We start from the raw sequence: 26,536 nt of genomic DNA, 5'->3' as shown, positions 1-26,536 counted from the left end.
TTAATCATATAGATAAGGACTTATTTGAGTTTTACCAATCGTCTTCTACTTTTTTATCACGATATAATCGGAAATTACCACTAGCATGGCGTTCTATAGTACGCTCAGCAATTCGTTCCGAACATTCCATGCACATATATGTATGAATAGGGCGATTACGCAGTTTTTTTGCCATAGGATTTTCATCATCTAACATATCTTTTTTATCACAAATCATACATTTGACTCTCATTTCGTCACCTCAATACGAATTCTATCAGTATAAGTATATCATGGAAGTATAATGTTTTTGAATAATAGTGGGAAAAAATAATATTTTCGCAATTCAAAAAATAAGTTATGATAAGAATATATTAAGTATATTTGGAGGTGGAAATATGGCGAATGTAGTAGAGCCCACACTAACAGATGATTTGGTACAAACGTTACGTAAAGAGTGTATTGTTATGGTAGCAACAACAGATTTCGAAAAACAAGTTCCTAACGTAAGTGCTATTTCTTGGGTGTATGCAGTGAGTGAAACTAGTATTCGATTTGCAGTAGATCAACGTTCACGTATTGTGGAAAATATACGGCATAGTACTGGAGTGGTATTGACTATAATGGCGAATGAATCCGTATTTTCCATAAGTGGTACAGGTGAAATTTTGACTGATAGAATGGAAGGCATTCCTCTAAAATTAACTGTAATAGAAGTAAATGTACAAGAAGTACGTGATGTTATGTTTTATGGAGCGAAACTTGCAACTGAACCAACGTATGAAAAAACATATGATATTCGTGCAGCGAAAAAGCTGGATAACCAAGTGTTAGTAGGGATAAAAGAATTATAAATGTGATAAATAAGAAAGTCAGTCAGTTATAAACTTTTTTAATCAGTTATTGTGATCTTATGTTAATAATTATAATTAAAAGTAATATATTGAATAGAAATGAATAAAAAATAAATAAAAGGTTTAATGGCTATGAATTTCGATTCTACCTCGTTTATACGGTACATATAATTATAACAATGGTTCGTCCATATTTTATGGATGAAACCCTTGTTCTACAAATTTAAAAGTGGAGTCAGGGGGTAACAGGTTGGATAAAATTTATGTGTTAGATACGAATGTACTTTTGCAGGATCCTTTATCTATTTTTTCATTTGAAACCAATGAAGTAGTGATTCCAGCAGTTGTATTAGAAGAGGTTGATTCGAAAAAACGTTATATGGATGAAGTAGGACGAAACGCTCGTTATGTATCTAAGTTAATAGACAAATTTCGTGAAATAGGAAAGCTGCATGAAAGTATTCCGCTAGAAAACGGCGGTACATTTCGTATTGAATTAAATCATCGTTCATTTGTTCAACTACAAGATATTTTTGTAGAAAAGACAAATGATAATCGAATTTTAGCTGTAGCAAAAAATCTATCTTTAGAAGAGCAAGAAAAAGAGGACGGGAAGTCTGTTATTTTAGTAAGTAAAGACGTGCTCGTAAGGGTAAAAGCCGATGCAATTGGTTTGAAAGCGGAAGATTATTTAAGCGACCGCGTAATTGAAGTAGAAAATATATATTCAGGATTTTTAGAAGGGTATATATCAAAAGAGCAATTGGATTATTTTTATGAAAAAGGTGAATTGCCTTTATCCGAAATTGCAAATCATCCTTTTTATCCAAATCAGTTTGTAGTAATGAAGGATGCATTAGGAGGATCTAGTTCAGCACTTGGCATGGTGGATCATTTAGGTAAGAAGGTAAAGAAACTTATTTTTCACAATGAACAAGTATGGGGAATACGACCACGAAATGTGCAGCAAATTATGGGGTTAGAATTGTTGCTCCGTGAAGATATTCCGCTAGTAACGTTGACGGGGAAAGCTGGTACAGGAAAAACATTACTAGCTTTAGCTTCGGGACTCATGCAAACGGAAGATTTAGGGTTATATAAAAAACTACTCGTTGCAAGGCCAATTGTTCCGGTCGGAAAAGATATCGGTTATTTACCAGGAGAAAAAGAAGAAAAGTTAAGACCGTGGATGCAACCGATTTTTGATAATCTAGAGTATTTATTTAATACGAAAAAGCCAGGAGAGTTAGATGCTATTTTAGCTGGAATGGGCTCGATTGAAGTGGAGGCCCTTACCTATATACGCGGAAGAAGTATTCCAGATCAGTTCATTATAATTGACGAAGCACAAAATTTAACGAAGCATGAAGTGAAAACGATACTAACAAGGGTAGGAGAAAAAAGTAAAATCGTATTAATGGGAGATCCCCAGCAAATTGACCATCCGTATTTGGATGAGTATAATAACGGTTTAACATATGTTGTAGAGAAGTTTAAAGAGCAACGTATTAGTGGTCATGTGAAATTTGTTAAAGGAGAGCGATCTAATTTAGCTCAACTAGCAGCAGATTTATTATAAAAAGGAGTGAGCCTTGGCTCACTCCTTTTTTCTTTTGCATGTACACGTTACATAATGGTAAATTTACGGATGTTACGGATCGGGTTTTGTCTATTAGATCCATCATTGTAATATAGATGAACGGGTCCATCTTCTTTTAATGGTTTCCCTTCTTTTGAAAAACCAAGAATAGCATTTTTGACGGTTTCTAACGGAAGCGTTATTGTTTGATCTACTGTTTCAATGTCGACTTGCGTAGCGTCATCTAAAATCTCGGCGTTAACAAGAAAAGGATGGAATGGTATACCGAATGTTCCAGTAATTAGCTGTTCTTTTTTATATTTCTTTACACTCTGTTGTATTGGTGGAAACGCAGCGCCATCACGAATTTCGCGATCCCAATGCTCTGAAGTGTTTTTTAAATAAGTTTCTAGTTCTGATATGTTTTCTCTCGTTTCATCAAAGTAAGTTGTCAAATCTACTTTTCGATCATCAAAGATCCAAACGGTTGGATCGATAGTGATTGGAAAACGAACTTTTCCATTAATAAATAAAATTTCGCTCATTGTTGTTCCCCCATTTGTGTTATACTCCCACTTTTCAGTATAATAGTATTAGACACTATTGTCACAAAAAATGTTTCTATTGCAATTTATTAAAACTATCGCTAATATTAATAGATAGGAGAGAGTAGGACGGAAACGGAGGGAATCAATTTGGCGTCTGAGACAGTATCAAATCATCAGGAAAAGGCACTAGCCCTTCTACAAGCGGATGCGGAGAAGATTTTAAGACTTATTAAGGTGCAAATGGACCATCTTACAATGCCGCAATGTCCATTATATGAAGAAGTGTTAGACACACAAATGTTTGGACTATCCCGCGAGGTCGATTTTGCAGTTCGCCTTGGTCTTATTGCAGAAGAACAAGGGAAAGCAATGTTAGGAGAGCTTGAACGTGAGTTATCTGCACTTCATGAAGCATTTACAAACAAACAACAATAACGGGTTCAAATAAGGGGGCTCAAACTGAAAAAGTTTGGGCTTTTTATTTGTATAATAAAGCAGGAAGAATCAATGTACATATGGAATACAACAATAATTAAATTGAAACAGAGAGAGGAAATGAAATGAAAAGAGTATGGAAATCAATGGATTACTCATTGTTACTTCCTCTTGTTATCTTATGTGTGTTGGGAGTTATAATGGTATATAGTTCTAGTTCCATTGTCGCGATTTTGTCGAAATATAACTGGCCAGCAGATCATTTTTTTAAAAAACAATTAGTTGCTCTTGCTATTGGAACGGTAATGCTTGTGATTATTGTTATAATCCCTTATAAATTGTGGAGGAAAAAAATAGTTTTAACAGCGATGGGGCTAGGGAGTATTGTATTACTAACAGCAGCTCTCCTTTTCGGTAAGGAAATCAATGGCGCAAAAGGATGGATACTAGGTATACAACCAGCTGAGTTTGTAAAAATAGTAGTTATTATTACGCTAGCAAGTTTTTTTGCTAAGAAACAAGAGAGGCAAACCCCTTTTTTCCAAGGAATAATACCTCCCCTATTTGTTGTCGGTGGATCGGTGGTATTAATTTTATTACAAAATGACTTAGGGACTGACATATTAATAGGTGGAATAGTGTTAATTATGTTCTTCTGTTCAGGAGTTAATGTTAACTTGTGGATAAAAAGATTTTTATTAACATCTGTCGTGTGGATTCCTGCGTTGTATTTTATTGGGGACTATAAATTAAGTAAATACCAAAAAGCGCGATTTTCAGTTTTTCTTGATCCATTTAGTGATCCTCAAAATGATGGATTTCAATTAGTTAATTCCTTTATTGGAATTGCTTCAGGTGGGTTAAATGGTAGAGGACTAGGAAACAGTATACAAAAGTATGGCTATTTACCAGAGCCCCAAACGGATTTTATTATGGCGATTATATCTGAAGAACTAGGGTTTATAGGAGTAGCTATCATTTTAATCTGTTTATTACTTATTATCATTCGGTCGTTTAGAGTGGCGCAAAAATGTAAAGATCCATTTGGGAGTTTAATTGCGATCGGAATTGCAAGTTTACTTGGGATACAAACCTTTGTTAATGTTGGTGGTATGTCTGGATTAATACCGCTTACAGGGGTGCCTTTACCATTTATTAGTTATGGCGGTAGTTCTTTATTGGCTAATCTAATTGCGATGGGTATATTATTAAATATTGCTAGTCATGTAAAACGGCAAGAGAAACAGCAAAATGAGGAAATGAAAGAAAGAGAACAAGATGGACCACGTCTTGTAGTTGTGAAATAAAAAACACATTGTGCTTTAGAGCGCGATGTGTTTTTTTATTTTTAAGAAATTTTAAATATGATATATTAATTCGAATTAATCGCAAAAAATATATCACATTTAATTTAATGTGATATACAATTGAGTTGTTAGAAAAGGAAGAGTTATGCTATACTATTTTTGTGAAACAAATTGATCAGAAAACTTATCATTTGTTAAAAAATAAGGTATGATGGATAAAAATAAAGTGAAGCTTTCTAAGTATAATATAATGTAGAAAGTGAAGAACTTCACGCTCTTTATGGTGTGTATATATTTTATCTCTAGAGTGGTAGGAAAGTAGAGGGGGAAAATCATGACAAAGCTGCAACGTATTCAAAAAGTATTGGTAGCTAACCGTGGAGAGATTGCAATTCGTGTGTTTCGAGCTTGTTCGGAACTTGGATTAAAAACAGTTGCAATCTATTCTAAAGAGGATAGTGGTTCTTATCATCGTTATAAAGCCGATGAGTCCTATTTAGTTGGGGAAGGGAAAAAGCCAATTGATGCTTATCTAGATATTGAGGGCATTATTGAGATTGCGAAAAGTAATCATGTAGATGCAATCCACCCTGGATATGGTTTCTTGTCAGAAAATATTCAATTCGCAAAACGTTGTGAAGAAGAAGGGATTATCTTTATCGGTCCAAAGAGTAAGCATTTAGATATGTTTGGAGATAAAGTGAAAGCAAGAACACAAGCGCAGCTAGCACAAATTCCAGTTATTCCTGGTAGTGATGGTCCAGTAGATTCAATAGAAGAAGTCGAAGAATTTGCTGAAAAGTATGATTACCCGATTATTATTAAAGCTTCCCTTGGCGGTGGCGGTCGTGGTATGCGTATTGTACGAACTAGTGAAGAATTAAGAGAATCGTATAATAGAGCGAAGTCAGAAGCAAAAGCAGCCTTTGGTAATGATGAAGTATACGTAGAAAAATTCGTTGAAAAACCTAAACATATAGAAGTTCAAATTTTAGCAGATGAAGAGGGTAATGTTGTTCATTTATACGAGCGAGACTGTTCTGTACAACGTCGTCATCAAAAAGTTGTAGAAATTGCACCTAGCGTGTCACTTTCAGATGATTTGCGTCAACGTATTTGTGATGCTGCTGTGAAGTTAACGAAAAATGTAAACTATTTAAACGCAGGAACTGTTGAATTCCTTGTAAAAGATGATAACTTCTATTTCATTGAAGTAAATCCACGTGTTCAAGTAGAACATACGATTACAGAAATGATTACAGGAGTAGACATCGTTCAATCACAAATTTTAATAGCTGATGGACATGCATTACATAGCAAGATAGTAGGTGTTCCAAAGCAAGATGAAGTTGTTGTACATGGATTTGCAATACAATCACGTGTAACGACTGAGGATCCACTAAATAATTTCATGCCGGATACAGGAAAAATTATGGCATACCGATCAGGTGGTGGTTTCGGTGTTCGTCTTGATACAGGTAATAGTTTCCAAGGTGCTGTTATTACACCGTACTATGATTCTTTACTTGTAAAAGTTACAACATGGGCACTTACTTTTGAACAAGCTGCTGCGAAAATGGAACGTAACTTAAAAGAATTCCGTATTCGTGGTATTAAAACAAATATTCCATTCCTAGAGAATGTAGTAAAACATAAAAACTTCTTATCAGGAGAATATGACACTTCATTTATTGATGCGTCACCTGAATTATTCTTGTTCCCGAAACGTAAAGACCGCGGAACGAAAATGTTAAATTACATTGGAACAGTAACAGTAAATGGTTTCCCAGGAGTAGGGAAAAAAGAGAAACCAATTTTCCCAGATGCTCGTATACCGAATGTATTACATTCTGAGCCAATCCAAAATGGAACGAAACAAATTTTGGATGAGCGTGGAGCGGACGGATTGGTAAAATGGGTACAAGATCAAAAACGTGTACTTTTAACGGATACAACATTCCGTGATGCACATCAGTCATTACTTGCAACGCGTATTCGTACAAAAGATTTACATCAAATTGCAGAACCGACAGCGAGAATGTTACCGAATCTATTCTCAGCGGAAATGTGGGGCGGTGCAACGTTTGATGTTGCGTATCGTTTCTTAAAAGAAGATCCATGGGAACGATTACTAGATCTTCGTGAAAAAATGCCAAACGTTTTATTCCAAATGTTACTTCGTTCTTCAAATGCAGTTGGTTACAAAAACTATCCGGATAATTTAATTCAAAAGTTTGTGGAATGTTCTGCTCAAGCTGGAATTGATGTGTTCCGTATTTTTGATAGCTTAAACTGGGTAGAAGGTATGAGAGTTGCGATTGATGCTGTACGAGATACTGGTAAAATTGCAGAAGCAACAATGTGTTATACAGGAGATATTCATGATCCGTTACGTAGTAAATATGATTTAAATTACTATAAAAATTTAGCAAAAGAGTTAGAAGCATCAGGAGCTCACATTTTAGGTATTAAAGATATGGCGGGCTTACTAAAACCAAATGCAGCGTATGATCTAGTTTCAGCGTTAAAAGAAACGGTATCGATTCCGATTCACCTGCACACACATGATACGAGTGGGAATGGTATATTAACGTATACGAAAGCCATTGAAGCAGGTGTTGATATTGTTGATGTAGCAGTAAGTTCTATGGCTGGTCAAACGTCACAACCAAGTGCGAACACGCTATACTATGCGTTAGGTGGAAACGAAAGACAGCCAGACGTTAATATAGATTCATTAGAAAAACTATCTCATTACTGGGAAGATGTACGTAAATACTACGCACCGTTTGAAAGTGGTATGAATGCTCCTCATACAGAGGTATATATGCACGAAATGCCAGGTGGACAGTATAGTAATTTACAACAACAAGCGAAAGCGGTAGGTTTAGGGGATCGCTTCGATGAAGTAAAAGTAATGTATCGACGTGTGAATGACATGTTTGGTGACATCGTTAAAGTAACACCATCATCAAAAGTTGTCGGTGATATGGCATTATTTATGGTTCAAAATCACTTAACAGAACAAGATGTTTTAGAGCGAGGGCATTCTATGGACTTCCCGGGATCTGTTGTTGAAATGTTCTCAGGAGATTTAGGACAACCATATGGTGGTTTCCCGAAAAAGTTACAAGAAATTATTTTAAAAGGGAAAGAGCCGTTAACAGTAAGACCAGGTGAATTATTAGAGCCAGTAGATTTCGACGCATTAAAAGAAGAGCTATTCCATAAACTTGGACGCGAAGTGACGATTTTTGATGTCGTTGCATATGCATTATATCCAAAAGTATTTATGGATTATGAAAAAGTTGCTGAGCTTTATGGAAATGTATCTGTGCTTGATACACCGACATTCTTCTATGGTATGAGACTTGGTGAAGAAATCGATGTGGAAATTGAACAAGGTAAAACGTTGATGGTTAAACTAGTATCAATTGGAGAGCCTCAGCCAGATGGAAATCGTGTTCTTTACTTAGAGTTTAACGGTCAACCACGTGAGATTGTTGTGAAAGACGAAAGTGTGAAAGCAACAGTGGCACAACGTGTGAAAGGAAACCGTGAAAATCCAAACCACATTAGTGCAACAATGCCAGGAACGGTTATTAAAGTAGTTGTAAAAGAAGGCGATGAAGTGAAAAAAGGCGATTCTATGGCAATTACAGAAGCGATGAAAATGGAAACGACAGTTCAAGCGCCGTTCAATGGTAAAGTGAAAAAAGTTTATGTTAACGATGGAGATGCAATTCAAACGGGTGACTTACTTATTGAATTAGATCACTAAAATAGGAAAGAGCTGTGTAAATGCAGCTCTTTTTCTTTATTACGAAAAAATACCTTGCCAATTCGGCAAGGTATTTTAATGTGGATTTATTTTGTTTGTTTAGAAGTTGATGCAGCTTCTTTTGCATTCACTTTACTTCTTGTACCTAACATAACTAAATAGCAAAGTACAGCAAACAAGCAAGAAATGAATAGTGAATGTAATAATGCCATTGCTAAACTAGCATTTGTAAATACAACTAAAATCCCTACGATAGCTTGAAGCGTAACAAGGATAAATGAAATAATCCATCCCCAGTATACGACAGGCTGCTGTTTGTAATGACGAATAGCGAGAATCATCGCGTATAGTATCCAAGCGAAAATTAACATCGCTGCAACTCTATGTCCCATTTGAACCCATTCATGTAACTGAGTTGGCATAGGTCTATTTTTGCTACATAAAGGAAAGTCTGGACAGGCTAAGCTAGCTCGTTCGTGACGTACTAAAGCACCTGTGTAGACAACGAGATAACAGTAAATTGTTACACCGTAAATATGAAATTTCATTTTTTTGTCCATAATAAGTGAACGTGCATCAAATTTTTGGTCAATTTCAAAGATCAGACACGTTAATAAAATAACAGAAGCAAATGAAATTAAGGAAATACCGAAATGGATAGCAAGTACAGCTGGCATTTGCCCCCAAACAACTGCTGCAGCTCCCATTAATGCTTGTGCAACTAAAAATACGAAGGATAAAATTGCTAACGTTTTTGTTTCGCGCATATGTTTATAATATTTCCAGGACAAAATACAAAGGAGAGTGACAAGAATTCCTGCTGATCCTGATGTAAGGCGATGACTTAGTTCAATAATAGTTTCCATTGATAAATTAGATGGAACAAATTCACCGTTACAAAGTGGCCATGATTTACCGCATCCTTGGCCAGAACCTGTTTTTGTAACTAAGGCGCCTCCTAATAAAACTATTAATAAATCAAGACTCGTAATGACTGCTAACCATTTAATAAAGCGTTGCAATCTCTTTCACCATCTTTCTGCTATGAAGTTATTGCGAAATATTTTCATTCCATTATGTATAGAATAAAACGCGCTAGTTCCTATGATATATAAAAAATAATAAAATAGCAAAGAAATGACGGGTGGAGACAGGGGAGAGAAAATGGGTGTGGAAATAAGATATATAAGGAAATTTTTAGGTGAAAAATAGGCTATTTTGAAAAGAAATGGGGAGAATACGTGTTAAATATGACAAAAAAGTTTATGATAGAAGGTAACATCATGTTATGATATGGATAAGTAACAATTAAGTTTTTACATTCGACACAAAAAGTTCATGTTTTCTTCACAAAATGTTCGGGAAATATGATTTAATATATTGGAGTATGGGCGTAGATTAGTAGTAGAATGGGTTAACAATGTTTCTACTGTAATAATATTGCTATATAGAAGCGAAATATTTCATTCGAAATAGGCGCAAAAAGAAAGATGAAAGTTTTAAGAGGGGGTTAAAGTGATGAACCATGCAACAAGTGAGCTGCATGATGAGTCTGCTGTTACAATTGTACCGGAAACAACTCGGTTACAAGATTTGAAAGCACTCGTTAAAATGGGGATTGTAAACTCAAATACACTTACTGTATTTACAGGATTTTGGTTGGCATTACACTTTAATGGATTAAGTGTGATTGACAATCTGGATAAGTTATTTTTTACAATCGTTGGTTCTGGATTAGTTATGGCAGGGGTATGTTGTTTGAATAACTACATTGATCGAGACATCGATCCATTAATGGAAAGAACAAAGACCCGTCCAACGGTTACTGGAAAGTATAAACCAGGATTTGCACTTACATTTGGATTAGTTATATTACTTCTTGGATTTGTATTTTTATTATTAACAACACCAATGGCAGTGTTAATGGGGTTTATTGGTGCTTTCACATATGTTGTTCTATATAGTTTATGGACAAAAAGAAAGTATACACTAAATACTGTTGTAGGTAGTATCTCTGGTGCAGTTCCACCTTTAATTGGATGGGCAGCAATCGATCCATCTTTAGGTCATCCAATTGCTTGGATGTTATTTTTGATTATGTTTATTTGGCAAATCCCACATTTCCTTGCATTAGCAATGAAACGTGTTGATGAATATCGAAATGCAGGAATTCCAATGCTTCCTGTAGTTCATGGATTTGAAATTACGAAACGCCAAATTATGATTTGGACAGTATGTTTATTACCACTACCATTTTATATGAGTGGACTAGGGATAACATTTATGGTAATTGCAACACTGCTTAACATCGGTTGGATCATTTTAGGATTTTATGGCTTCCGTAAGCAAGATGACATCAAATGGTCCGTACAAATGTTTGTTTATTCCCTAAATTATTTAACAATCTTATTTGTATCAATGATTGTAGTTACATTCTTCTAAGACAACGGCATAATTGGATTTCTTTACGTTGAGATTTACTTTACTTAACTATAAAGTACAATCTAATTCACAAGGAAAGTGGGGGTTGTTTGTATGAAGAAACAGTGGCGACTGCTTTCGTTCGTTTCACTGCTGGCTTTACTGTTAGGGGGATGCGGTAAAGCCTTTCAATCTACTTTAATTCCGCAAGGAGAAGTAGCAAAAATGCAATATGATCTGCTCTTACTAGCAAGTGCGATCATGGTAGGAGTAGTACTAGTAGTTACTATTATTTTCTTATATGTAATTGTGCGTTTCCGACAAAAGAAAGGTCAGGAAGATTATATTCCGGAGCAAGTTGAAGGGAATCACAAACTAGAAATTATATGGACAGTTATTCCGATTATTCTTTTGTTAATCTTAGCTGTTCCGACGGTTACATATACATTCAAACTTGCTGATGTAAGTGCAATGGAGAAAAAGAATATTGATAAAGATACTATCGTTGTTGATGTAACAGCGAATCTTTATTGGTGGGAATTTTCTTATAAATCAGAAAAAATAGTAACTTCTCAAGATTTAGTCATCCCCACAGGTAAGAAAGTGTATTTGAATTTGAAGGGTGCCGATATTAAACATTCGTTTTGGGTTCCATCTTTAGCTGGGAAAATGGATACAAACACAGATAATGTGAACAAAATGTGGTTAAAGGCAGATAAATCGGGCACTTATAATGGTTTTTGTACAGAATTTTGCGGCCCATCACATTCTTTAATGCAATTCAAAGTGAAAGCTTTAGATGAAAGCGAGTACAAACAGTGGCTTGCTGATATGAAGAAGATTGATGGGAAGAAAGAAGTAGCCTCAACGAAGGCGCAAGAAGGCCAAGAAATATTTAATAAGAGCTGTATTGGTTGTCACGCAGTTGGATCTAATGATAGTAGACCACCTTCCGCTCGTATCGCACCAAACTTAGCAAACTTTGCGGATCGCGATACGGTTGCCGGTATTGCCGAAAACAATGAAGAAAACTTAAAAAAATGGCTGAAAGATCCTGAAAATATGAAACCAGGAAATAAAATGACTGGTAAGTATGGCAACTTAACGGATGATCAAATTGATGCATTAAATGCATACTTACAAACGTTAAAAGTTGAAAAGTAAAGAGGGATTATTCGCGAAGGGGAGGTTGAAAACGTGAGTTCTGTAGCAAAAAAACAGGGGATGGGTGCTGTCATATGGGATTATTTAACGACAGTAGACCATAAAAAGATTGCCATTCTCTATTTAATTGCAGGTGGATTGTTTTTTGTAATAGGCGGAATAGAAGCTCTATTTATTCGCCTTCAATTAGCGATTCCTAACAACGCTTTTCTTGTTGGGGATGCTTATAATCAAGTATTAACGATGCACGGTACAACAATGATTTTCCTCGCAGCTATGCCACTCGTGTTTGCATTTATGAACGCCGCTGTACCACTTCAAATTGGTGCACGTGATGTAGCGTTCCCGTTTTTGAATTCACTTGGATTTTGGTTATTTTTCTTTGGTGGAGTATTTTTAAATTTAAGTTGGTTTTTAGGTGGAGCACCTGATGCAGGATGGACATCTTACGCATCTTTAGCTTTAGCTTCTAAAGGCCATGGTGTTGATTTTTATGTACTCGGCTTACAAATCTCCGGTATTGGTACATTAATTGGAGGTATTAACTTCCTTGTAACTATTATTAATATGCGTGCACCAGGGATGACGTATATGCGTATGCCGATGTTTACATGGACGACATTTGTAACATCTTCACTAATATTATTCGCTTTTCCGCCGTTAACTGTAGGGTTAGGACTTTTAATGTTAGATCGTTTATTTGGAACAAGTTTCTTTAATCCAGCATTGGGTGGCAATACGATTATATGGGAGCATTTATTCTGGATTTTCGGTCATCCAGAAGTATACATTCTTATACTCCCAGCTTTCGGAATATTCTCAGAAATCTTCGCGACATTTTCGAAAAAACGATTATTTGGTTATTCGTCGATGGTGTTCGCGACAGTATTAATTGGATTTTTAGGATTTATGGTATGGGCGCATCATATGTTTACTGTTGGGCTTGGTCCAGTTGCAAATGCTATCTTCTCAGTTGCAACAATGGCGATTGCAGTACCGACTGGTATTAAAATATTCAACTGGCTCTTTACAATGTGGGGAGGAAGTATTCGTTTTACGACACCGATGATGTGGGCGGTAGCTTTCATTCCATCATTCGTAATGGGGGGAGTTACAGGTGTTATGTTAGCATCTGCACCAGCGGATTATCAATTTCATGATAACTATTTCGTAGTAGCTCACTTTCATTATGTAATCGTCGGCGGTGTTGTATTTGGTTTACTTGCCGGAGCTCATTATTATTGGCCACTAATGTTTAATAAAGTATTGAATGAAACGTTAGGAAAGATAACATTTTGGTTATTCTTTATCGGTTTCCATTTAACGTTCTTTATTCAGCATTTCCTTGGGTTAATTGGTATGCCACGTCGTTACTACACATATCTTGAAGGCCAAGGGTTGGAAATGGGGAATATGATTAGTTCAATTGGAGCGATATTTATGGCTCTTGGAACGATTGTTCTTCTATTCAATGTAATTAAAACGACAGTTTCAAAAGAAAAGGCTGGTCGAGATCCATGGGATGCGCGTACATTAGAATGGACAATGCCAGCGCCTACACCAGAATATAACTTTAAACAATTACCATTTGTTCGCGGGTTAGATCCGTTTTGGATTGAAAAACGTGAAGGGAATAAAGAGATGACAGCGGCGGAACCAGTTGGTGATATTCATATGCCGAATCCATCATTTTCACCATTTGTCATTTCTTTAGGATTGTTTATAGCGGCATTCGGTGCAATGTATATGCAGGGTGGAAAAGATAAGTTTTGGTTATTAGTAGCAATTATCGGTTTAATCATTACATTTGGCGCGATGTTCCTACGTTCAATAATCGATGATCACGGATATCATATTCATAAGGAAGATTTAGAAGATAAGGGGGGCAAGGCATAATGCATGTAGATGAAAAATTAACGAATGAAACATTTCCAGCAGAGCCTGAAAAAGCAACCCTTGAAGGGAAAAATAAGTTTGTCGGTTTTTGGTTATTTCTTGGAGGCGAAACAGTATTGTTCGCTTCCTTATTTGGCACATATTTGGCGTTAAAGAATTCTACAAATGGTGGGCCAACATCTCAAGAGATGTTCCAAATGCCACTCGTTTTCATTATGACGATGCTTTTATTAACGAGTAGTTTAACGAGCGTATATGCGATGTATCATATGAAAAACTTTAACTTTAAAAAAATGCAACTTTGGCTACTAGTAACAGTGCTGTTAGGTTTAGGTTTTTTAGGATTTGAGATATATGAGTTTTATCATTATACACATGAATTTAAGCATACTATGAGAAGTAGTGCATTTGGTTCCGCGTTTTATGCTCTTGTTGGTACACATGGACTCCACGTATTGTTTGGATTATGTTGGATTTTAACATTAATCTTTAGAAATGCGAAGAGAGGTCTAAATTTATACAATGCACCGAAGTTTTATGTTGCATCAATTTATTGGCACTTTATTGACGTAGTGTGGGTGTTTATTTTCACTGTAGTATACTTGATGGGAATGGTGGGATAAACAATGGCGATAAAGCAAACGAATAATCCTAAAGTTGATCTTGTTTATCGGAAGAGAAAAAGTGCAGAGGAAATGAAGCATCAAGTTATTACATTTGCATTAATGATTTTTTTAACATTAGTTGCATTTGCGGCAGTAGCATATCCGAAAACTTTTAGTCCGACTTTCTCAGTACCATTTATTTTACTATTAGCGGTGGTACAAGTAATTTTTCAATTGTATTATTTTATGCATATGAGTCATAAAGGACATGAAGCGGCAAGTTTCTTTCTGTATTCTGGTCTGTTAATCGGGTTAATTACAATTTTAGCTTTTATGACAATTGTGTGGATTTGAAAAGTGAAGAATAAGGGAGCTTGTGTCGTCACAGCTCCCTCTTCATGTTATGTGGAAGGGTAACCTTAAGAAGGTAGGTGTGACAATGAGTAACTTATGGATATTTGGTTTTCAAGCTCTATGGAGTCCAATCTTTTTACTATTTATGCTTTCGATCCTTATCGGGTACTTTTTAATTATTGGGCCATATAGAATGCGATTTGAACATGCGACAAAGGTAAGTAAGAAGCAAGTTTTTTATTTTACGACCGGGATTGTTCTTTTGTATTTTGTGAAGGGAGGGCCTATCGATTTAATTGGTCATATTATATTTAGTGCACATATGTTTGAAATGGCAGTCATGTATATTGCCGTTCCACCGTTATTGTTGCTTGGTATACCAGTATGGTTATATCGTTACATTACTTCTTTTAAGTTCGTTCAAATTATATTGAAGATATTTGCTAAGCCACTTATTGCATTGTTTGTATTTAATGGCCTGTTTTCTTTTTATCATTTACCAGTTGTTTTTGACACAGTAAAACAAAGTCAAATTGCTCATCCTATTTGTCTCGCTATATTGTTCTTTACAGCAATCATGATGTGGTGGCCGATGCTAAATCCATTACCAGAATATCAAACTTTAAGTGATATAAAGAAACTTGGTTATATGTTTGCTAACGGTATATTATTAACGCCAGCTTGTGCGTTAATCATTTTTGCGACGGCACCATTATTTGCAACGTATACGGATCCGGCTGCTTGGATGAAGGCGATGGAACTATGTGTACCAGCGGGAACTTTATCTGATTTAAATATAACTGGACCGGAATTTTTACACTGGATGCCGGTCGTGCAAGATCAACAAACAGGCGGCATCATTATGAAAATTGTCCAGGAAATAGTGTACGGTACGATTATTGGCTATGTATTTTTTAGGTGGGCACGTAGAGAGCGTGAAAAGGATAAAGAACAGTTGCAACAATTGCCTCCGTATTTACAGACTAAGTAAAAAGTGTATGGGTTTCCATACACTTTTTTGATTTTAGTAAACCAATAAAAGATTGAATTTTCAATTTATTTATGTTAAGTTAGTGTAGGCATGTACTAAAAGTGGATATAAGATTTACTACTAGCTTTAATACATAATGATTCCATGTGTAGTGCAAGTTTTTTAGAGAGTTACAAGCTCATATTGTTATCTTTAATAAACAAGAACTATTTTAAGGGGGAATTTAAATGGGTAGTAGTGGAAGTATGGTAAAGCCAATTAGTGGTTTTTTAACAGCATTAATACAATATCCAGTACCGGTAGTAGAGTCACGTGCAGACATTGATAAACAAATTAAACAGATCATAAAAACAATTTATTCAACTAAATCAGGGTATCCTGGATTAGAATTGATAGTATTTCCAGAATACAGTACGCAAGGGCTTAATACAAAAAAATGGACTACAGAAGAGTTTTTATGTACAGTTCCTGGGCCAGAAACAGACTTGTTTGCTGAGGCATGTAAAGAGTCTGAGGTATATGGTGTTTTTTCTATAATGGAAAGAAACCCTGATGGTGGAGAACCGTATAATACAGCAATAATTATTGACCCACAAGGTGAAATGATCTTGAAGTATCGTAAGCTAAATCCTTGGGTGCCAGTCGAACCTTGGAAAGCTGGAGATTTAGGCTTACCTGTTTGTGATGGACCTGGAGGAAGTAAATTAGCTGTTTGTATTTGTCATGATGGTATGTTTCCTGAAGTAGCTCGTGAAGCAGCTTATAAAGGTGCAAATGTCTTGATTCGTATTTCTGGATATAGCACACAAGTTAGTGAACAATGGATGTTAACTAATCGTTCGAATGCATGGCAAAACTTAATGTATACGTTGTCAGTGAACTTAGCGGGTTATGATGGGGTATTTTATTACTTTGGTGAAGGACAAGTATGTAATTTTGATGGGACTACTTTAGTACAGGGACACCGAAATCCTTGGGAGATTGTTACTGCGGAAGTATATCCAGAGCTAGCAGATCAGGCTAGATTAGGATGGGGTCTCGAAAATAATATATATAATTTAGGTTCAAGGGGATATGTAGCGACTCCTGGAGGGGTGAAAGAAAACCCGTATACGTTTGTAAAAGATTTAGCTGAAGGTAAATATAAGGTTCCTTGGGAAGATGAGATTAAAGTGAAGGATGGAACTATTTATGGGTATCCAGTCAAAAAGACGATTCATTCTTAAGTAAGATAAATAGAACAAGCGCATCAATATGATGCGCTTGTTCTATTTACTCAATGATTTGGAATTCTTTTAACTCTTTTTCAATATTTTGTAGGAGTTGTTCACTTTTTTGAAGTACATTGGTTGGGAAAGTTTCACCATCACCATATTCAACGCCGTGAGGATAATAATGTTTGCCTAATAAGGGAGGAAGTAGCTTTATTTCAGCGTGTCTACTACCAACGTCACCTTCAACAGCTAGACCTTGTACGCGTAAATAATAAACATCGTTTAATATTTCGAATTTATAATCGTATGTAACTCGTTCATAATCCCATTGTCCAGCAAGTACAAAATGATTTTTCTCCATAATCTCTGTTAATAGTGTTAAATCAACGACTGCCCCATTAAATTTCGTATTTGTAAATTGCATATAATACCTCCTTGTTTAATGTTACGTTATTATTTTTATAATAGTATGAATAATAAGAAAGTGCAATTCATATTGAGAGAAAAGGGATAATCCAGACTTTTTTTTGCGAAAATATGATATAGTGAAAAGAGTACGGTACACACAAAAAAGGAAAGAAAAGGATTTGTGTATATCTCAATTTTATGTTTTGTGCAGGAGGTATATCGATTGAAGAAATTATTGCGTATCGTAATGATTACAGTTTTAATTTTAGCTGTGGATTTATACGGGAAATTACTCGTTTCACAATATATATTAACCCCATCTCAATCAAAGCAAGAAAATAAAATTGTGAAGAAGAAAAAGCAAGTAAATGAAGATTCTTCAAATACGGTTTTAAATATGATTGGCGGGGACTCTGAAAATTTATTAGCAAAATGGGGAGAACCTTCTCGAATAGAGCCGTCTGCTTACGGATACGAATGGTGGGTGTACAGTCAAGATTTAGCTCAGTATGTTCAATTTGGGGTTGCTGAACGCAAAGTTGTAACGGCGTATGTTGCTGGTGAAGAGGTTAAAGTACCGCCTTATTATATAAATGAAAAATATGAAGATGTGTATAAAAAGAATCCGCTCTCTCATGAGATTTCGTTAAAAAGAGGGAAGAATAGTTATCAATTTGAGTTATCTGATACCGAAGTGATGGAACAACCATTAATACCTGTAGAAGATGGCTGGGCACAATTATATTTTGATCATTTTACACATGAGCTTGTTGGTGTTCGGTATATGGATGACGAAACGTTATTACGACAAAGACCGTATCAGCTTGTTTATTCAGGTGAATTACTAGCAGAACAACCATTAACTCCAGAGAAAATGAAACAAATAGAGAATGGAAATATGCAACAAATTTTTGATTTAACAAATATTATTCGAAGTCGTCATAAGTTGCCGTTGTTAACATGGGATCAACAAACGGCAGATGTGGCTATTGGTCATAGTAAAGACATGAAGGATAATAATTACTTTTCACACGATTCACCTACACTAGGTACGCTAGGAGATCGTCTGCAGCGCGGGAAAGTAGGATTTCAACTTGCTGGTGAGAATATAGCTGCGCAACATAGTGATGGAATTGCGGCGGTGCAAGGTTGGTTAAATAGTGAAGGTCATAGAAAGAATTTGTTAAATGAACAATTCACAGGGTTAGGTGTCGGGGTATACGATAAATTTTACACACAAAACTTTATTCGAAAATAAAGTGGAGTTTAAACTAGAGGGATGTACAACGCTCGGCTAGTTACCCGTATTGTAGGTGGGAATGTTACCGCATGCAATTAGTAGGATAAAAAGGTGCATGAATCGTCTAAAAATAGGCGAACCATGCGCCTTTTTTTTCTTATTATATAGTAGATATACATGAAGAGGTGAGGATTATGCCGACAACAAAAGGACCGTTACATCCATCGGTTCAACAGTTTAAAGAGTTTGTAAACCATCACCCTAAAATGGTTCATGAAGTTAGAAGTGGTCATAAAACTTGGCAACAGTTTTATGAAGAATGGTATTTACTTGGTGAAGAGGATCCGATATGGGCAACTTTTAGACCGGATGGAGCACCTGCTTTTTCTTCGGTAAAAGAAAAGAAAAAAGAAAAAAGAAAAGAAAAGGATACTCGAACTGAAGAGGAAAAAACTGCTGATGTGATGAGACAAATGCTGTCTTTCTTTAAAAAGCTAGACGTGGAACAAATGCAACATCATTTAGCCAATGTAACGAGTGCTATCGGTAGTGTGCAACAAGCTTTTCAACAATTTCAAGGGAAGCCCGCGCAGCAAGAAGAGAGTACTTCCGAAAATAATCCATTTTTCTTTCAGAAGGATTAGGGGGAAAGCGGATGAGAGCAGAAATTATGGAGTTTATAAAGGCTGATGAGGATTTATCTCGCTATATTAGAGAGCAACCGTACTGGTATAGAAAACTAACAAGAAACCCTGAAGAAAAAGAGGCGTTTGAGTTAGCGGCTATGCAACATTTCAAAAAAACGATACCAGATAAAGTTGAGAAATTCCAAAATCAATTAGCTGTTGCCTCCATTATGATCGATATGTTTCAGTATATGAAGCAGCAAAATACAACATAATTGGAAGGGAAAACTATGTCCGTCATGCAGAACTTTTGATACAATAGAAGCGGATTATTTAAAAAGGAGTTGCAGCATGAGCATGACGGAAATTTGTTTAGTACGACATGGACAAACTGATTGGAATTTTCAAGAGATTATACAGGGACGAGAAGATATTCCGCTGAATGAAGTAGGGAAGAAGCAAGCGAGCCAAAGTGCAGCTGCTTTGCAAGCGGAGGCATGGGATGTAATTATTAGTAGCCCGTTAATTAGAGCGCACGAAACAGCTAAGGAAATTGCAGGGGCAACTGGATTACAATCAATTTTATTAGATGAGCGATTTGTTGAACGTAATTTTGGTGAAGCTTCTGGGAAGCCGGTTGCGACTGTTAGGGAATTAATTGCAGCAGGGGAAGTAGAAGGTATGGAGCAAGATGAAGAGATTGTAGCGCGTTGTTTTGCTGCTGTAAAAGATGTTGCAGAGGCTCATTCTGGCAAACGTATTATCATTGTAGCCCATTCACATGCGATAAAAGCAATTCTACATGCAATTGCCCCGGAAGATATTTCGTTTAAGACACCGTTAAAAAATGCATGTATTAGCTATGTGAACGAAAATAGTGGGAAATGGGATGTTCTTAAATATAATATTGCAGAACATATTAATGTATAAATTTGTGTGGACATTATATAAAAATAGTTAGAATGATATCTTTCTGTTTAGTGAGACACTTCAATTAGTAGTTCTATTCTAAATGTGGTATGATGAATACTCGGAGGTGTCACTCATGATTGTAGCGACGCTGGAAAGCGTATTAATATTAGATAAAGCAGAGCAGCTTGCAAAAGCGATTATCTGTTCAGATATAGCAGAAGATTATCGTAAGTGTTATAAAGAATTGCATGAAGATATGGAAGTTCAGGCGTTGATTCAGCAATTTACAGCGATGAAAGAACGATATGAGGAAGTGCAACGTTTCGGTAAATACCATCCTGACTATACTTTCGTTTCGACGAAAATGAGGGAGTTAAAACGTTCTGTAGACTTACATGATAAGATTGCAGCTTTTAAACGAGTAGAAACGGCTTTACAAAAGTTGTTAGATGAAGTTAGTGTAGCAATCGGTTCTGAGGTGTCCTCTTCCATCAAAGTTCCAACAGGAAATCCATTTTTCGATGCTGGTGGCTGTGGTGGCGGTTGTGGTACTGGCGGGGGTTGCGGCTGTAAAACGGGGTAAATCACCCCGTTTTTTAGAAGATAGAAGAAAACGTATACAGAGTTTGTCCTGTAATGTCATAAATTTCTGATTGGTTTTCATAAAATATAAAATATATGTTTTTAAAAGGAGAAGATGGAGAAGATTATGTTCGGGCAACGACAAAGTATGATTGTTTATTTACATTCATTGAAACATGCCAAGATTTTAAGGAAATATGGTAACATACATTACATATCAAAACGCTTAAAATATGCAGTAGTATATTGTGATATGGAACAAATTGAGCATATGATGCAAAAGTTGAACAAACTTCCTTTTGTGAAAAAGATAGAACAGTCTTACCGCCCGTATTTAAAAACGGAATTTGAAAATTCTCGTCCTGATCGGGCAAAAGAATACGATTATAGTTAATAGAAAAAATCCCCTGCTAATTTTAGCGGGGGATTTTTTACTTGAAATAAAGTGTTATTTCATTGGAGGAATGAAATTATTCATTCGTAAAATACCAATTAAATGATTGAAAAACAGTTCTTTTTCTGGAAAAGTTGTGGATGGTTTTACTGTAAAGGTAGTCACTTTTTTTCCTAGTTGTTCTGCCGTTTCTTCAAATAATAGGACACGTTTACTTTTTTTATTTTCAAGTACAGGAATGCCTTCACGACATATGTATAATGGCTGGAAGTCACCAGTAGTAGTTGGTTTTAATATTACAACAAGTGAGCACACTTTTTTTTCATTTTTAATCGTTTCAAACTGTAACATATGTGTTATACGTTCTTGGTTTGCTTTGGCAATTTCAAGTAATTCATATAAATCAGAGTAGCCTTCTCCAAGTTCTATAAAGCGTTGAATCATATTTTTTCCTCCTCTTTCTTTTACTGTACCATCTCACTTTTTAAATGAAAAGTAGACAACGAAAAAAAACCCTGCAAAGCAGGGCCCTTCTTATACTAGCATGTACTAGTAAGAAGGCAAAGGGAGAGGAGAAACCGGAGGAAGAACTTATGGGGAAACGTAAGTCTTCTCCGCGGTTGGCAACAACATCGAAGGTGATGTTGTTATAATTATTTATGTCCAATCTAAATGAAGATATACATCATGAAATTAAATTTTATGTTGGGCTTTTTATTTTTCTTTTTTTTATTTTATGATAGGATAAAAAAGATAAAGTGAAACTTTAATCAGTGAGGGCATTTCCCACTGATTATTAGCCCGCACCAATCGGGCTTTTACTGCCCGTTAACGCGGGGTAAAGTAAAACGAATAGTTCGTGTTAGCGAATGGTGAGATGAATACATAAAAATGCAGAGCAGTTATTTTAAACTAAGTTCTTCTAGTGTTCGTTGAAAGATGGATGGAATCGTATAGTTTGGTAGCGGTTACCGAATGGAGAAGGGTTTTCTATAATTGCTCGATAGATTGAAATAAAGGTAGTGACAACAGATGAGAGTAGTTTCAGGAAAATGTAAAGGACACCCACTTAAAGCGGTGCCAGGTAATACAACACGTCCAACGACAGATAAAGTAAAAGAATCGATTTTTAATATGATAGGCCCTTATTTTGATGGTGGTATCGCGCTTGATTTATTTGGCGGTAGTGGTGGTCTTGGAATTGAGGCTATAAGTAGAGGGATTGATAAAGCAATCTTTGTTGATCGAGATAATAAAGCGATAAAGGTAATTCATCAAAATTTAGAAAGTTGTAGAATACAGGAACAAGCTGAAGTATATCGAAATGATGCAGAACGTGCGGTAAAGGCTCTTATAAAACGTGAAATATCATTCGATCTTATATTAATTGATCCTCCATATAAAGATCAAAAAATTGTATCTTTAATTAGTGTGATGGATCAACATGGATTGCTACATAGAGATGGATTAATTATGTCAGAGCATGGTAATGATGTAGTTTTACCTGAGTCTATAGGAAGACTTGTAAAAGTGCGAGCTGAGAATTACGGCATTACAGCAATATCGATCTATAAGTATGAAGGTGAGGGGACAGAATGACTAGTATAGCTATTTCTTCGGGAAGTTTTGATCCAATTACCCTTGGGCATCTGGATATTATTAAAAGGGGAGCAAAAGTATTTGACGAAGTATACGTAGTAGTTTTAAACAACTCGTCAAAAAAACCGTTCTTTTCAGTTGAAGAGCGTTTAGACTTAATTCGAGAAGCAACAAAGGAAATCCCGAATGTAAAAGTAGATTCACATAGTGGACTATTAGTGGAGTATGCGAAAATGCGAAATGCAAATGCAATTTTACGTGGGTTACGAGCGGTTTCTGATTTTGAATATGAGATGCAAATTACTTCTATGAATCGAAAATTAGATGAAAACATTGAAACCTTTTTTATTATGACAAATAACCAATACTCCTTTTTAAGCTCGAGCATTGTGAAAGAAGTTGCGAGATATGGCGGAAGTGTAGTAGATCTTGTACCTCCTGTTGTAGAACGTGCTTTAAAAGAAAAGTTTCAAACCCCGTTAAAGTGAACGGGGTTTTTCTTTGTTGCTACGAAAAAATAATAAAATCACATATACATATAAACAAAATAAAGTAAATATCGGTCCATAGTGTATAAAAGATGTCCAAATTTCATGCGGTATAGAAGAAGAATTGGAAAAAAATACGGGAATATCTTTGTGCATAGGTGAAAAAGAGCTTACTTTTTCATAAAATGGTTTCCAAAATATAAAGGTGAAAATAGGAGCAAGAATGCTTTGGATAATTCGTGCGAAAAAATAAGGCTTAAATCGTATGTCTGTTTCAGCTAATATGCTAGCAACTTGTGCCTGAATAGAAAGGCCACTAAATGCTAAAATAAAGCTTGTTACCATCGCCTGCTGCAGGAGGGGTGTTTCATTTATTTGACTAATCATTTGGCTCCCGAGTGTCATTTCGAAAATGCCTGATAATATCGGAATACTAAATTCGGTAGTTAGTTGGAAGAATGATAAAATATGTTGCATAATAAAAGAAAGAGCTGCTGTAATATGAAATACAGTAATCATTTTATTTAAAACAGAGAATAAAATAATAAATCCACCAATCATAAGTAGTGTTTGAATAGAAGAAACGATAGCATCCCCAAGTAATTTTCCTATTGGTCTTTTTTCTTGCATACGTGTTTCGTGTAGGATTGAAAATGGGTTTTGAAAAGGACGTTTTTTAGTAGTATGTTTATCATGCGTGGAAATGTTGTTATTGCCGTAAAATCGCATCAGTAACCCAACGAAAAAGTTACTTAAATAATGTGCAGCAGCTAATACGATTCCTAATTTCGGATTATTGAAAAAACCGATAGAAACAGCTCCAAAAATAAAAAGTGGATTGGATGAGTTTGTAAAAGATACGAGGCGCTCTGCTTCGATTTGTGTTAGTTGATTGCTTTTACGCAGTCTAGCGCTTAATTTGGCGCCAGCGGGGAATCCTGAGGCCATTCCCATTGCCCAAACAAATCCGCCTATCCCTGGCACGCGGAAAAGTGGTCGCATGAGTGGTTCTAATATCACGCCTATAAATTTTACAACACCAATACTAATGAGAAGTTCGGCAATGATAAAAAACGGTAAAAGTGAAGGGAATACAACTTCCCACCATATATTTAACCCTCGAATGGAAGCTTGCAAAGCAGCTTGGGGGTGGAGTACAAGAGAAAAGGTTAAAAACAGTGTTGATATGGTAAGGAAAGCCGTTTTCCATTTTTCATACATGTAAGTAAATCCCCCTTTGTCCCAAAAAACGTTCATTTCAGTATACGTGGATACGTAGTGAATTTAGACCATAAGTATGAAAAAGGAATGAAAAAAATTAAAGGGTGAGAAAAATGAAAGAACCGAAAATTGGTTTAGCACTTGGATCTGGGGGTGCAAAAGGGTTTGCTCATATTGGTGTTATAAAAGTTTTAAGGGAAAATGGTATACCGATTCATATGATTGCAGGAAGTAGTATGGGGGCTTTAGTAGGCACATTTTATGCAGCTAGCTCTAACGTTGAAAGGTTATATAAACTGGCAAATGTTTTTAAAAGGAAATATTATTTAGATTTTACGGTTCCGAAAATGGGATTTATTGCTGGAAAACGTGTCAAAGATATGATTAAAATGTTTACATATAATAAAAATTTAGAGGAGTTAGATATTCCGACGGCTGTTGTGGCTACTGACATCTTGAAGGGGGAAAAAGTAGTTTTTACAAGTGGTCCCGTTGCAGAGGCGGTGAGAGCTAGCATATCTGTACCTGGAGTGTTTGTACCAGAGAAAATAGATGGGAGATTATTGGTGGATGGTGGAGTGATTGATCGTATCCCAGTATCGGTTGTGAAAGAGTTAGGTGCCGATATTGTCATTGCTGTTGATGTATCCCCGATTAAAGTAAATGGTGAGGTTACGTCTATTTATGATGTGATTATGCAGAGTATTGAAATTATGCAACATGAGCTTGTAATGAACAGGCAAATTGCATCGGATTTAATGATGCGACCAGCTGTAGAACAATTTAGTTCCCGTGCTTTTACAAACATTGAAGACATTATTCGAGTTGGAGAAGTAGAAGCAGAAAAGCATGTTCCAAATATTCATTTATTAATTGAGCAGTGGAAGGAGAAACATAATGTTTAAGCGTTTTCGGTTTATATATGCAATTTTAATTGGGGTTATATTGGCGATGTTACTTGTTTACGTGCGTTTACCGTATTATATAACAAAACCAGGAATGGCTGCCAAGTTAGAGCCTTACGTTCAAGTTGAAGGGGGAACGAAAGAATCTGGTGACTTTATGCTTGTTACTGTTTCGATGGGGCCAGCAAATGTGGTGAATTTAATAGCGGCGCAGTTTAATAAATATACACATATTTCAAAAGCGGAAGAAATATTGCAAAAAGGTGAAAGTGATGAAGAATATCAATTTCGCCAAAATTATGCGATGAAAGATTCGCAAAATGCAGCGATCTATAATGCTTACAAACGTGCAAATCGTACGGTTTCATTTGAAAATAAAGGTGTATTGGTTGCAGGCGTAGCGAAAGGGATGCCGTCAGAAGGTAAGCTTAAACTTGGCGATGTTATTATAGCTGTCGACGGAAAAACATTTGAAAAGACGGAGCAATTTATTGAATACATGACAGGGAAAAAAGAAGGAGATACAGTAAGTATTGAGTACAAGAGGAATGGAAAACAGTTAAAAGAAAACTTAAATGTAAAGACCATTCCGAATGGAAATGGGCGTGTTGGTATAGGTGTTTCTATCGTTACGGAAAGAGAATTAGTGGTAGATCCGAAAGTGAAAATTGATTCTCATGAAATAGGCGGACCATCAGCAGGTCTAATGTTTACATTAGAAATATATAATCAACTGGTGGAAGAGGATTTAACAAGGGGTCATGAAATAGCTGGAACAGGTACGATTAATGAAAAGGGAGAAATTGGCCCGATTGGCGGTATTCAGCAAAAAGTGGTCGCTGCAAGTGATGCTGGTGCTGAAGTGTTCTTTGCACCAAATGAAAAAGGTGCTGAGAAATCGAATTATAAAGATGCACTTGAGGCTGCTAAAGATATTAAAACAAAAATGAAAGTTGTGCCAGTTGATACGCTGGAAGATGCATTAATGTATTTGGAAAAAATGGGCGAGAAAAAAACCTCTCTGAAAAAGAGA

The 26,536-nt window shown here is 35.9% G+C and carries 27 protein-coding genes and 1 pseudogene; 22 read left to right on the top strand and 6 right to left on the bottom strand.

The features are described from left to right. Positions 1 to 31: 31 nt before the first annotated feature. A complete protein-coding gene (locus AC3WVA_RS01250; RefSeq protein WP_033662466.1) occupies positions 32 to 232 on the bottom strand; it encodes a YlaI family protein in 201 nt (66 codons plus the stop codon). A 145-nt stretch (positions 233 to 377) separates the two neighbouring features. Between AC3WVA_RS01250 and AC3WVA_RS01245 the strand changes: the two genes are divergently transcribed. Together AC3WVA_RS01245 and AC3WVA_RS01240 are read left to right on the top strand one after the other, a co-directional pair. Then, the gene (locus AC3WVA_RS01245) at positions 378 to 833 is read left to right on the top strand and encodes a pyridoxamine 5'-phosphate oxidase family protein (protein ID WP_048530664.1); all 456 of its coding nucleotides are present in this window, start codon (positions 378 to 380) and stop codon (positions 831 to 833) included. A 250-nt stretch (positions 834 to 1,083) separates the two neighbouring features. After that, the gene (locus tag AC3WVA_RS01240; protein ID WP_048530663.1) at positions 1,084 to 2,412 is read left to right on the top strand and encodes a PhoH family protein; all 1,329 of its coding nucleotides are present in this window, start codon (positions 1,084 to 1,086) and stop codon (positions 2,410 to 2,412) included. A gap of 47 nt (positions 2,413 to 2,459) precedes the next feature. Here AC3WVA_RS01240 and AC3WVA_RS01235 read toward each other — a convergent pair whose 3' ends face one another. Further along, the gene (locus AC3WVA_RS01235) at positions 2,460 to 2,957 is read right to left on the bottom strand and encodes a hypothetical protein (protein WP_071758755.1); all 498 of its coding nucleotides are present in this window, start codon (positions 2,955 to 2,957) and stop codon (positions 2,460 to 2,462) included. 150 nt (positions 2,958 to 3,107) lie between these two features. Here AC3WVA_RS01235 and AC3WVA_RS01230 point away from each other — a divergent pair, with 150 nt between their 5' ends. From AC3WVA_RS01230 to pyc, 3 genes are all read left to right on the top strand, one after another. Then, complete coding sequence (locus AC3WVA_RS01230) at positions 3,108 to 3,395, top strand: Fpa/YlaN family protein (RefSeq protein ID WP_000135695.1); 288 nt, start codon at positions 3,108 to 3,110, stop codon at positions 3,393 to 3,395. 125 nt (positions 3,396 to 3,520) lie between these two features. Further along, entirely contained in the window at positions 3,521 to 4,702 is a 1,182-nt protein-coding gene (ftsW, locus tag AC3WVA_RS01225) for a putative lipid II flippase FtsW (RefSeq protein ID WP_098344976.1), read from the top strand. Positions 4,703 to 5,036: 334 nt separating this feature from the next. Continuing rightward, complete coding sequence (gene pyc / locus AC3WVA_RS01220; RefSeq protein WP_098880832.1) at positions 5,037 to 8,483, top strand: pyruvate carboxylase; 3,447 nt, start codon at positions 5,037 to 5,039, stop codon at positions 8,481 to 8,483. An 86-nt stretch (positions 8,484 to 8,569) separates the two neighbouring features. Here the strand turns inward: pyc and ctaA are convergent, their stop codons facing one another. Next, positions 8,570 to 9,505 carry a heme A synthase gene (gene ctaA / locus AC3WVA_RS01215; protein WP_492321757.1) on the bottom strand — a complete coding sequence of 312 codons (936 nt, stop codon included), beginning with the start codon at positions 9,503 to 9,505 and terminating at the stop codon, positions 8,570 to 8,572. A gap of 496 nt (positions 9,506 to 10,001) precedes the next feature. On the opposite strand from ctaA, the gene ctaB reads away from it, so the two are divergent. The 7 genes from ctaB to AC3WVA_RS01180 all read left to right on the top strand — a co-directional run bounded on the left by ctaB (position 10,002) and on the right by AC3WVA_RS01180 (position 17,140). Next, the gene (gene ctaB / locus AC3WVA_RS01210; protein ID WP_492321756.1) at positions 10,002 to 10,925 is read left to right on the top strand and encodes a protoheme IX farnesyltransferase; all 924 of its coding nucleotides are present in this window, start codon (positions 10,002 to 10,004) and stop codon (positions 10,923 to 10,925) included. A gap of 93 nt (positions 10,926 to 11,018) precedes the next feature. After that, the gene (coxB, locus tag AC3WVA_RS01205; protein ID WP_048530648.1) at positions 11,019 to 12,068 is read left to right on the top strand and encodes a cytochrome c oxidase subunit II; all 1,050 of its coding nucleotides are present in this window, start codon (positions 11,019 to 11,021) and stop codon (positions 12,066 to 12,068) included. Between the two features lie 60 nt (positions 12,069 to 12,128). Next, positions 12,129 to 13,964: a cytochrome c oxidase subunit I gene (ctaD, locus tag AC3WVA_RS01200; RefSeq protein ID WP_180235629.1), complete on the top strand. Its 1,836-nt coding sequence runs from the start codon at positions 12,129 to 12,131 to the stop codon at positions 13,962 to 13,964. Then, on the top strand, positions 13,964 to 14,587 hold the full coding sequence (gene ctaE, locus AC3WVA_RS01195) for a cytochrome c oxidase subunit III (RefSeq protein WP_000557861.1): 624 nt from the start codon (positions 13,964 to 13,966) through the stop codon (positions 14,585 to 14,587). Before ctaD ends, ctaE begins: the two co-directional genes overlap by 1 nt. Before the next feature lie 3 nt (positions 14,588 to 14,590). Next, positions 14,591 to 14,923 (top strand): cytochrome c oxidase subunit IVB, encoded by a 333-nt coding sequence (ctaF, locus tag AC3WVA_RS01190; RefSeq protein ID WP_000985699.1) that lies wholly within the window; start codon positions 14,591 to 14,593, stop codon positions 14,921 to 14,923. A gap of 85 nt (positions 14,924 to 15,008) precedes the next feature. After that, positions 15,009 to 15,914 carry a cytochrome c oxidase assembly factor CtaG gene (gene ctaG, locus AC3WVA_RS01185; RefSeq protein ID WP_048530645.1) on the top strand — a complete coding sequence of 302 codons (906 nt, stop codon included), beginning with the start codon at positions 15,009 to 15,011 and terminating at the stop codon, positions 15,912 to 15,914. Between the two features lie 227 nt (positions 15,915 to 16,141). Continuing rightward, positions 16,142 to 17,140: a formamidase gene (locus AC3WVA_RS01180; RefSeq protein ID WP_149237016.1), complete on the top strand. Its 999-nt coding sequence runs from the start codon at positions 16,142 to 16,144 to the stop codon at positions 17,138 to 17,140. A gap of 46 nt (positions 17,141 to 17,186) precedes the next feature. Here the strand turns inward: AC3WVA_RS01180 and AC3WVA_RS01175 are convergent, their stop codons facing one another. Further along, positions 17,187 to 17,552, bottom strand: coding sequence for a YugN family protein (locus AC3WVA_RS01175; RefSeq protein ID WP_098880834.1), 366 nt, complete (start codon positions 17,550 to 17,552; stop codon positions 17,187 to 17,189). A 207-nt stretch (positions 17,553 to 17,759) separates the two neighbouring features. Here AC3WVA_RS01175 and AC3WVA_RS01170 point away from each other — a divergent pair, with 207 nt between their 5' ends. The 6 genes from AC3WVA_RS01170 (at position 17,760) to AC3WVA_RS01145 (ending at position 21,290) form a co-directional block, all read left to right on the top strand. Next, positions 17,760 to 18,794, top strand: a complete 1,035-nt coding sequence (locus tag AC3WVA_RS01170) for a CAP domain-containing protein (protein ID WP_098344980.1) — start codon at positions 17,760 to 17,762, stop codon at positions 18,792 to 18,794. A gap of 176 nt (positions 18,795 to 18,970) precedes the next feature. Further along, on the top strand, positions 18,971 to 19,420 hold the full coding sequence (locus AC3WVA_RS01165; RefSeq protein ID WP_429603606.1) for a YlbD family protein: 450 nt from the start codon (positions 18,971 to 18,973) through the stop codon (positions 19,418 to 19,420). Between the two features lie 11 nt (positions 19,421 to 19,431). Continuing rightward, complete coding sequence (locus AC3WVA_RS01160; RefSeq protein ID WP_001200991.1) at positions 19,432 to 19,677, top strand: YlbE-like family protein; 246 nt, start codon at positions 19,432 to 19,434, stop codon at positions 19,675 to 19,677. An 82-nt stretch (positions 19,678 to 19,759) separates the two neighbouring features. After that, on the top strand, positions 19,760 to 20,332 hold the full coding sequence (locus AC3WVA_RS01155) for a histidine phosphatase family protein (protein WP_071758840.1): 573 nt from the start codon (positions 19,760 to 19,762) through the stop codon (positions 20,330 to 20,332). A 115-nt stretch (positions 20,333 to 20,447) separates the two neighbouring features. Further along, positions 20,448 to 20,897 carry a YlbF/YmcA family competence regulator gene (locus tag AC3WVA_RS01150; RefSeq protein ID WP_048530637.1) on the top strand — a complete coding sequence of 150 codons (450 nt, stop codon included), beginning with the start codon at positions 20,448 to 20,450 and terminating at the stop codon, positions 20,895 to 20,897. A 126-nt stretch (positions 20,898 to 21,023) separates the two neighbouring features. Beyond that, entirely contained in the window at positions 21,024 to 21,290 is a 267-nt protein-coding gene (locus tag AC3WVA_RS01145) for a YlbG family protein (RefSeq protein WP_002080814.1), read from the top strand. A 54-nt stretch (positions 21,291 to 21,344) separates the two neighbouring features. Here the strand turns inward: AC3WVA_RS01145 and AC3WVA_RS01140 are convergent, their stop codons facing one another. Then, the gene (locus tag AC3WVA_RS01140) at positions 21,345 to 21,734 is read right to left on the bottom strand and encodes a DUF7147 family protein (protein WP_000616013.1); all 390 of its coding nucleotides are present in this window, start codon (positions 21,732 to 21,734) and stop codon (positions 21,345 to 21,347) included. Positions 21,735 to 22,322: 588 nt separating this feature from the next. Here AC3WVA_RS01140 and rsmD point away from each other — a divergent pair. After that, complete coding sequence (gene rsmD, locus AC3WVA_RS01135; protein ID WP_048530632.1) at positions 22,323 to 22,889, top strand: 16S rRNA (guanine(966)-N(2))-methyltransferase RsmD; 567 nt, start codon at positions 22,323 to 22,325, stop codon at positions 22,887 to 22,889. Further along, the gene (gene coaD, locus AC3WVA_RS01130; protein WP_000200599.1) at positions 22,886 to 23,377 is read left to right on the top strand and encodes a pantetheine-phosphate adenylyltransferase; all 492 of its coding nucleotides are present in this window, start codon (positions 22,886 to 22,888) and stop codon (positions 23,375 to 23,377) included. Before rsmD ends, coaD begins: the two co-directional genes overlap by 4 nt. Here the strand turns inward: coaD and ylbJ are convergent. Beyond that, positions 23,369 to 24,598, bottom strand: coding sequence for a sporulation integral membrane protein YlbJ (ylbJ, locus tag AC3WVA_RS01125; RefSeq protein WP_098344982.1), 1,230 nt, complete (start codon positions 24,596 to 24,598; stop codon positions 23,369 to 23,371). The two genes, coaD and ylbJ, sit on opposite strands and share 9 nt — an antisense overlap. A 113-nt stretch (positions 24,599 to 24,711) precedes the next feature. On the opposite strand from ylbJ, the gene AC3WVA_RS01120 reads away from it, so the two are divergent. Next, the gene (locus tag AC3WVA_RS01120) at positions 24,712 to 25,503 is read left to right on the top strand and encodes a patatin-like phospholipase family protein (protein WP_048530627.1); all 792 of its coding nucleotides are present in this window, start codon (positions 24,712 to 24,714) and stop codon (positions 25,501 to 25,503) included. After that, a pseudogene (locus AC3WVA_RS01115) lies at positions 25,496 to 26,518 on the top strand (SepM family pheromone-processing serine protease); the annotation flags it as partial. The gene AC3WVA_RS01120 and the pseudogene AC3WVA_RS01115, both read left to right, overlap by 8 nt. Positions 26,519 to 26,536 lie beyond the last annotated feature (18 nt).

This window comes from Bacillus sp. EB106-04-02-XG92 (assembly GCF_058791995.1).
The sequence above is the reverse complement of the archived record's forward strand: the minus strand, read 5'-3'. Positions and strand labels throughout refer to the sequence as shown.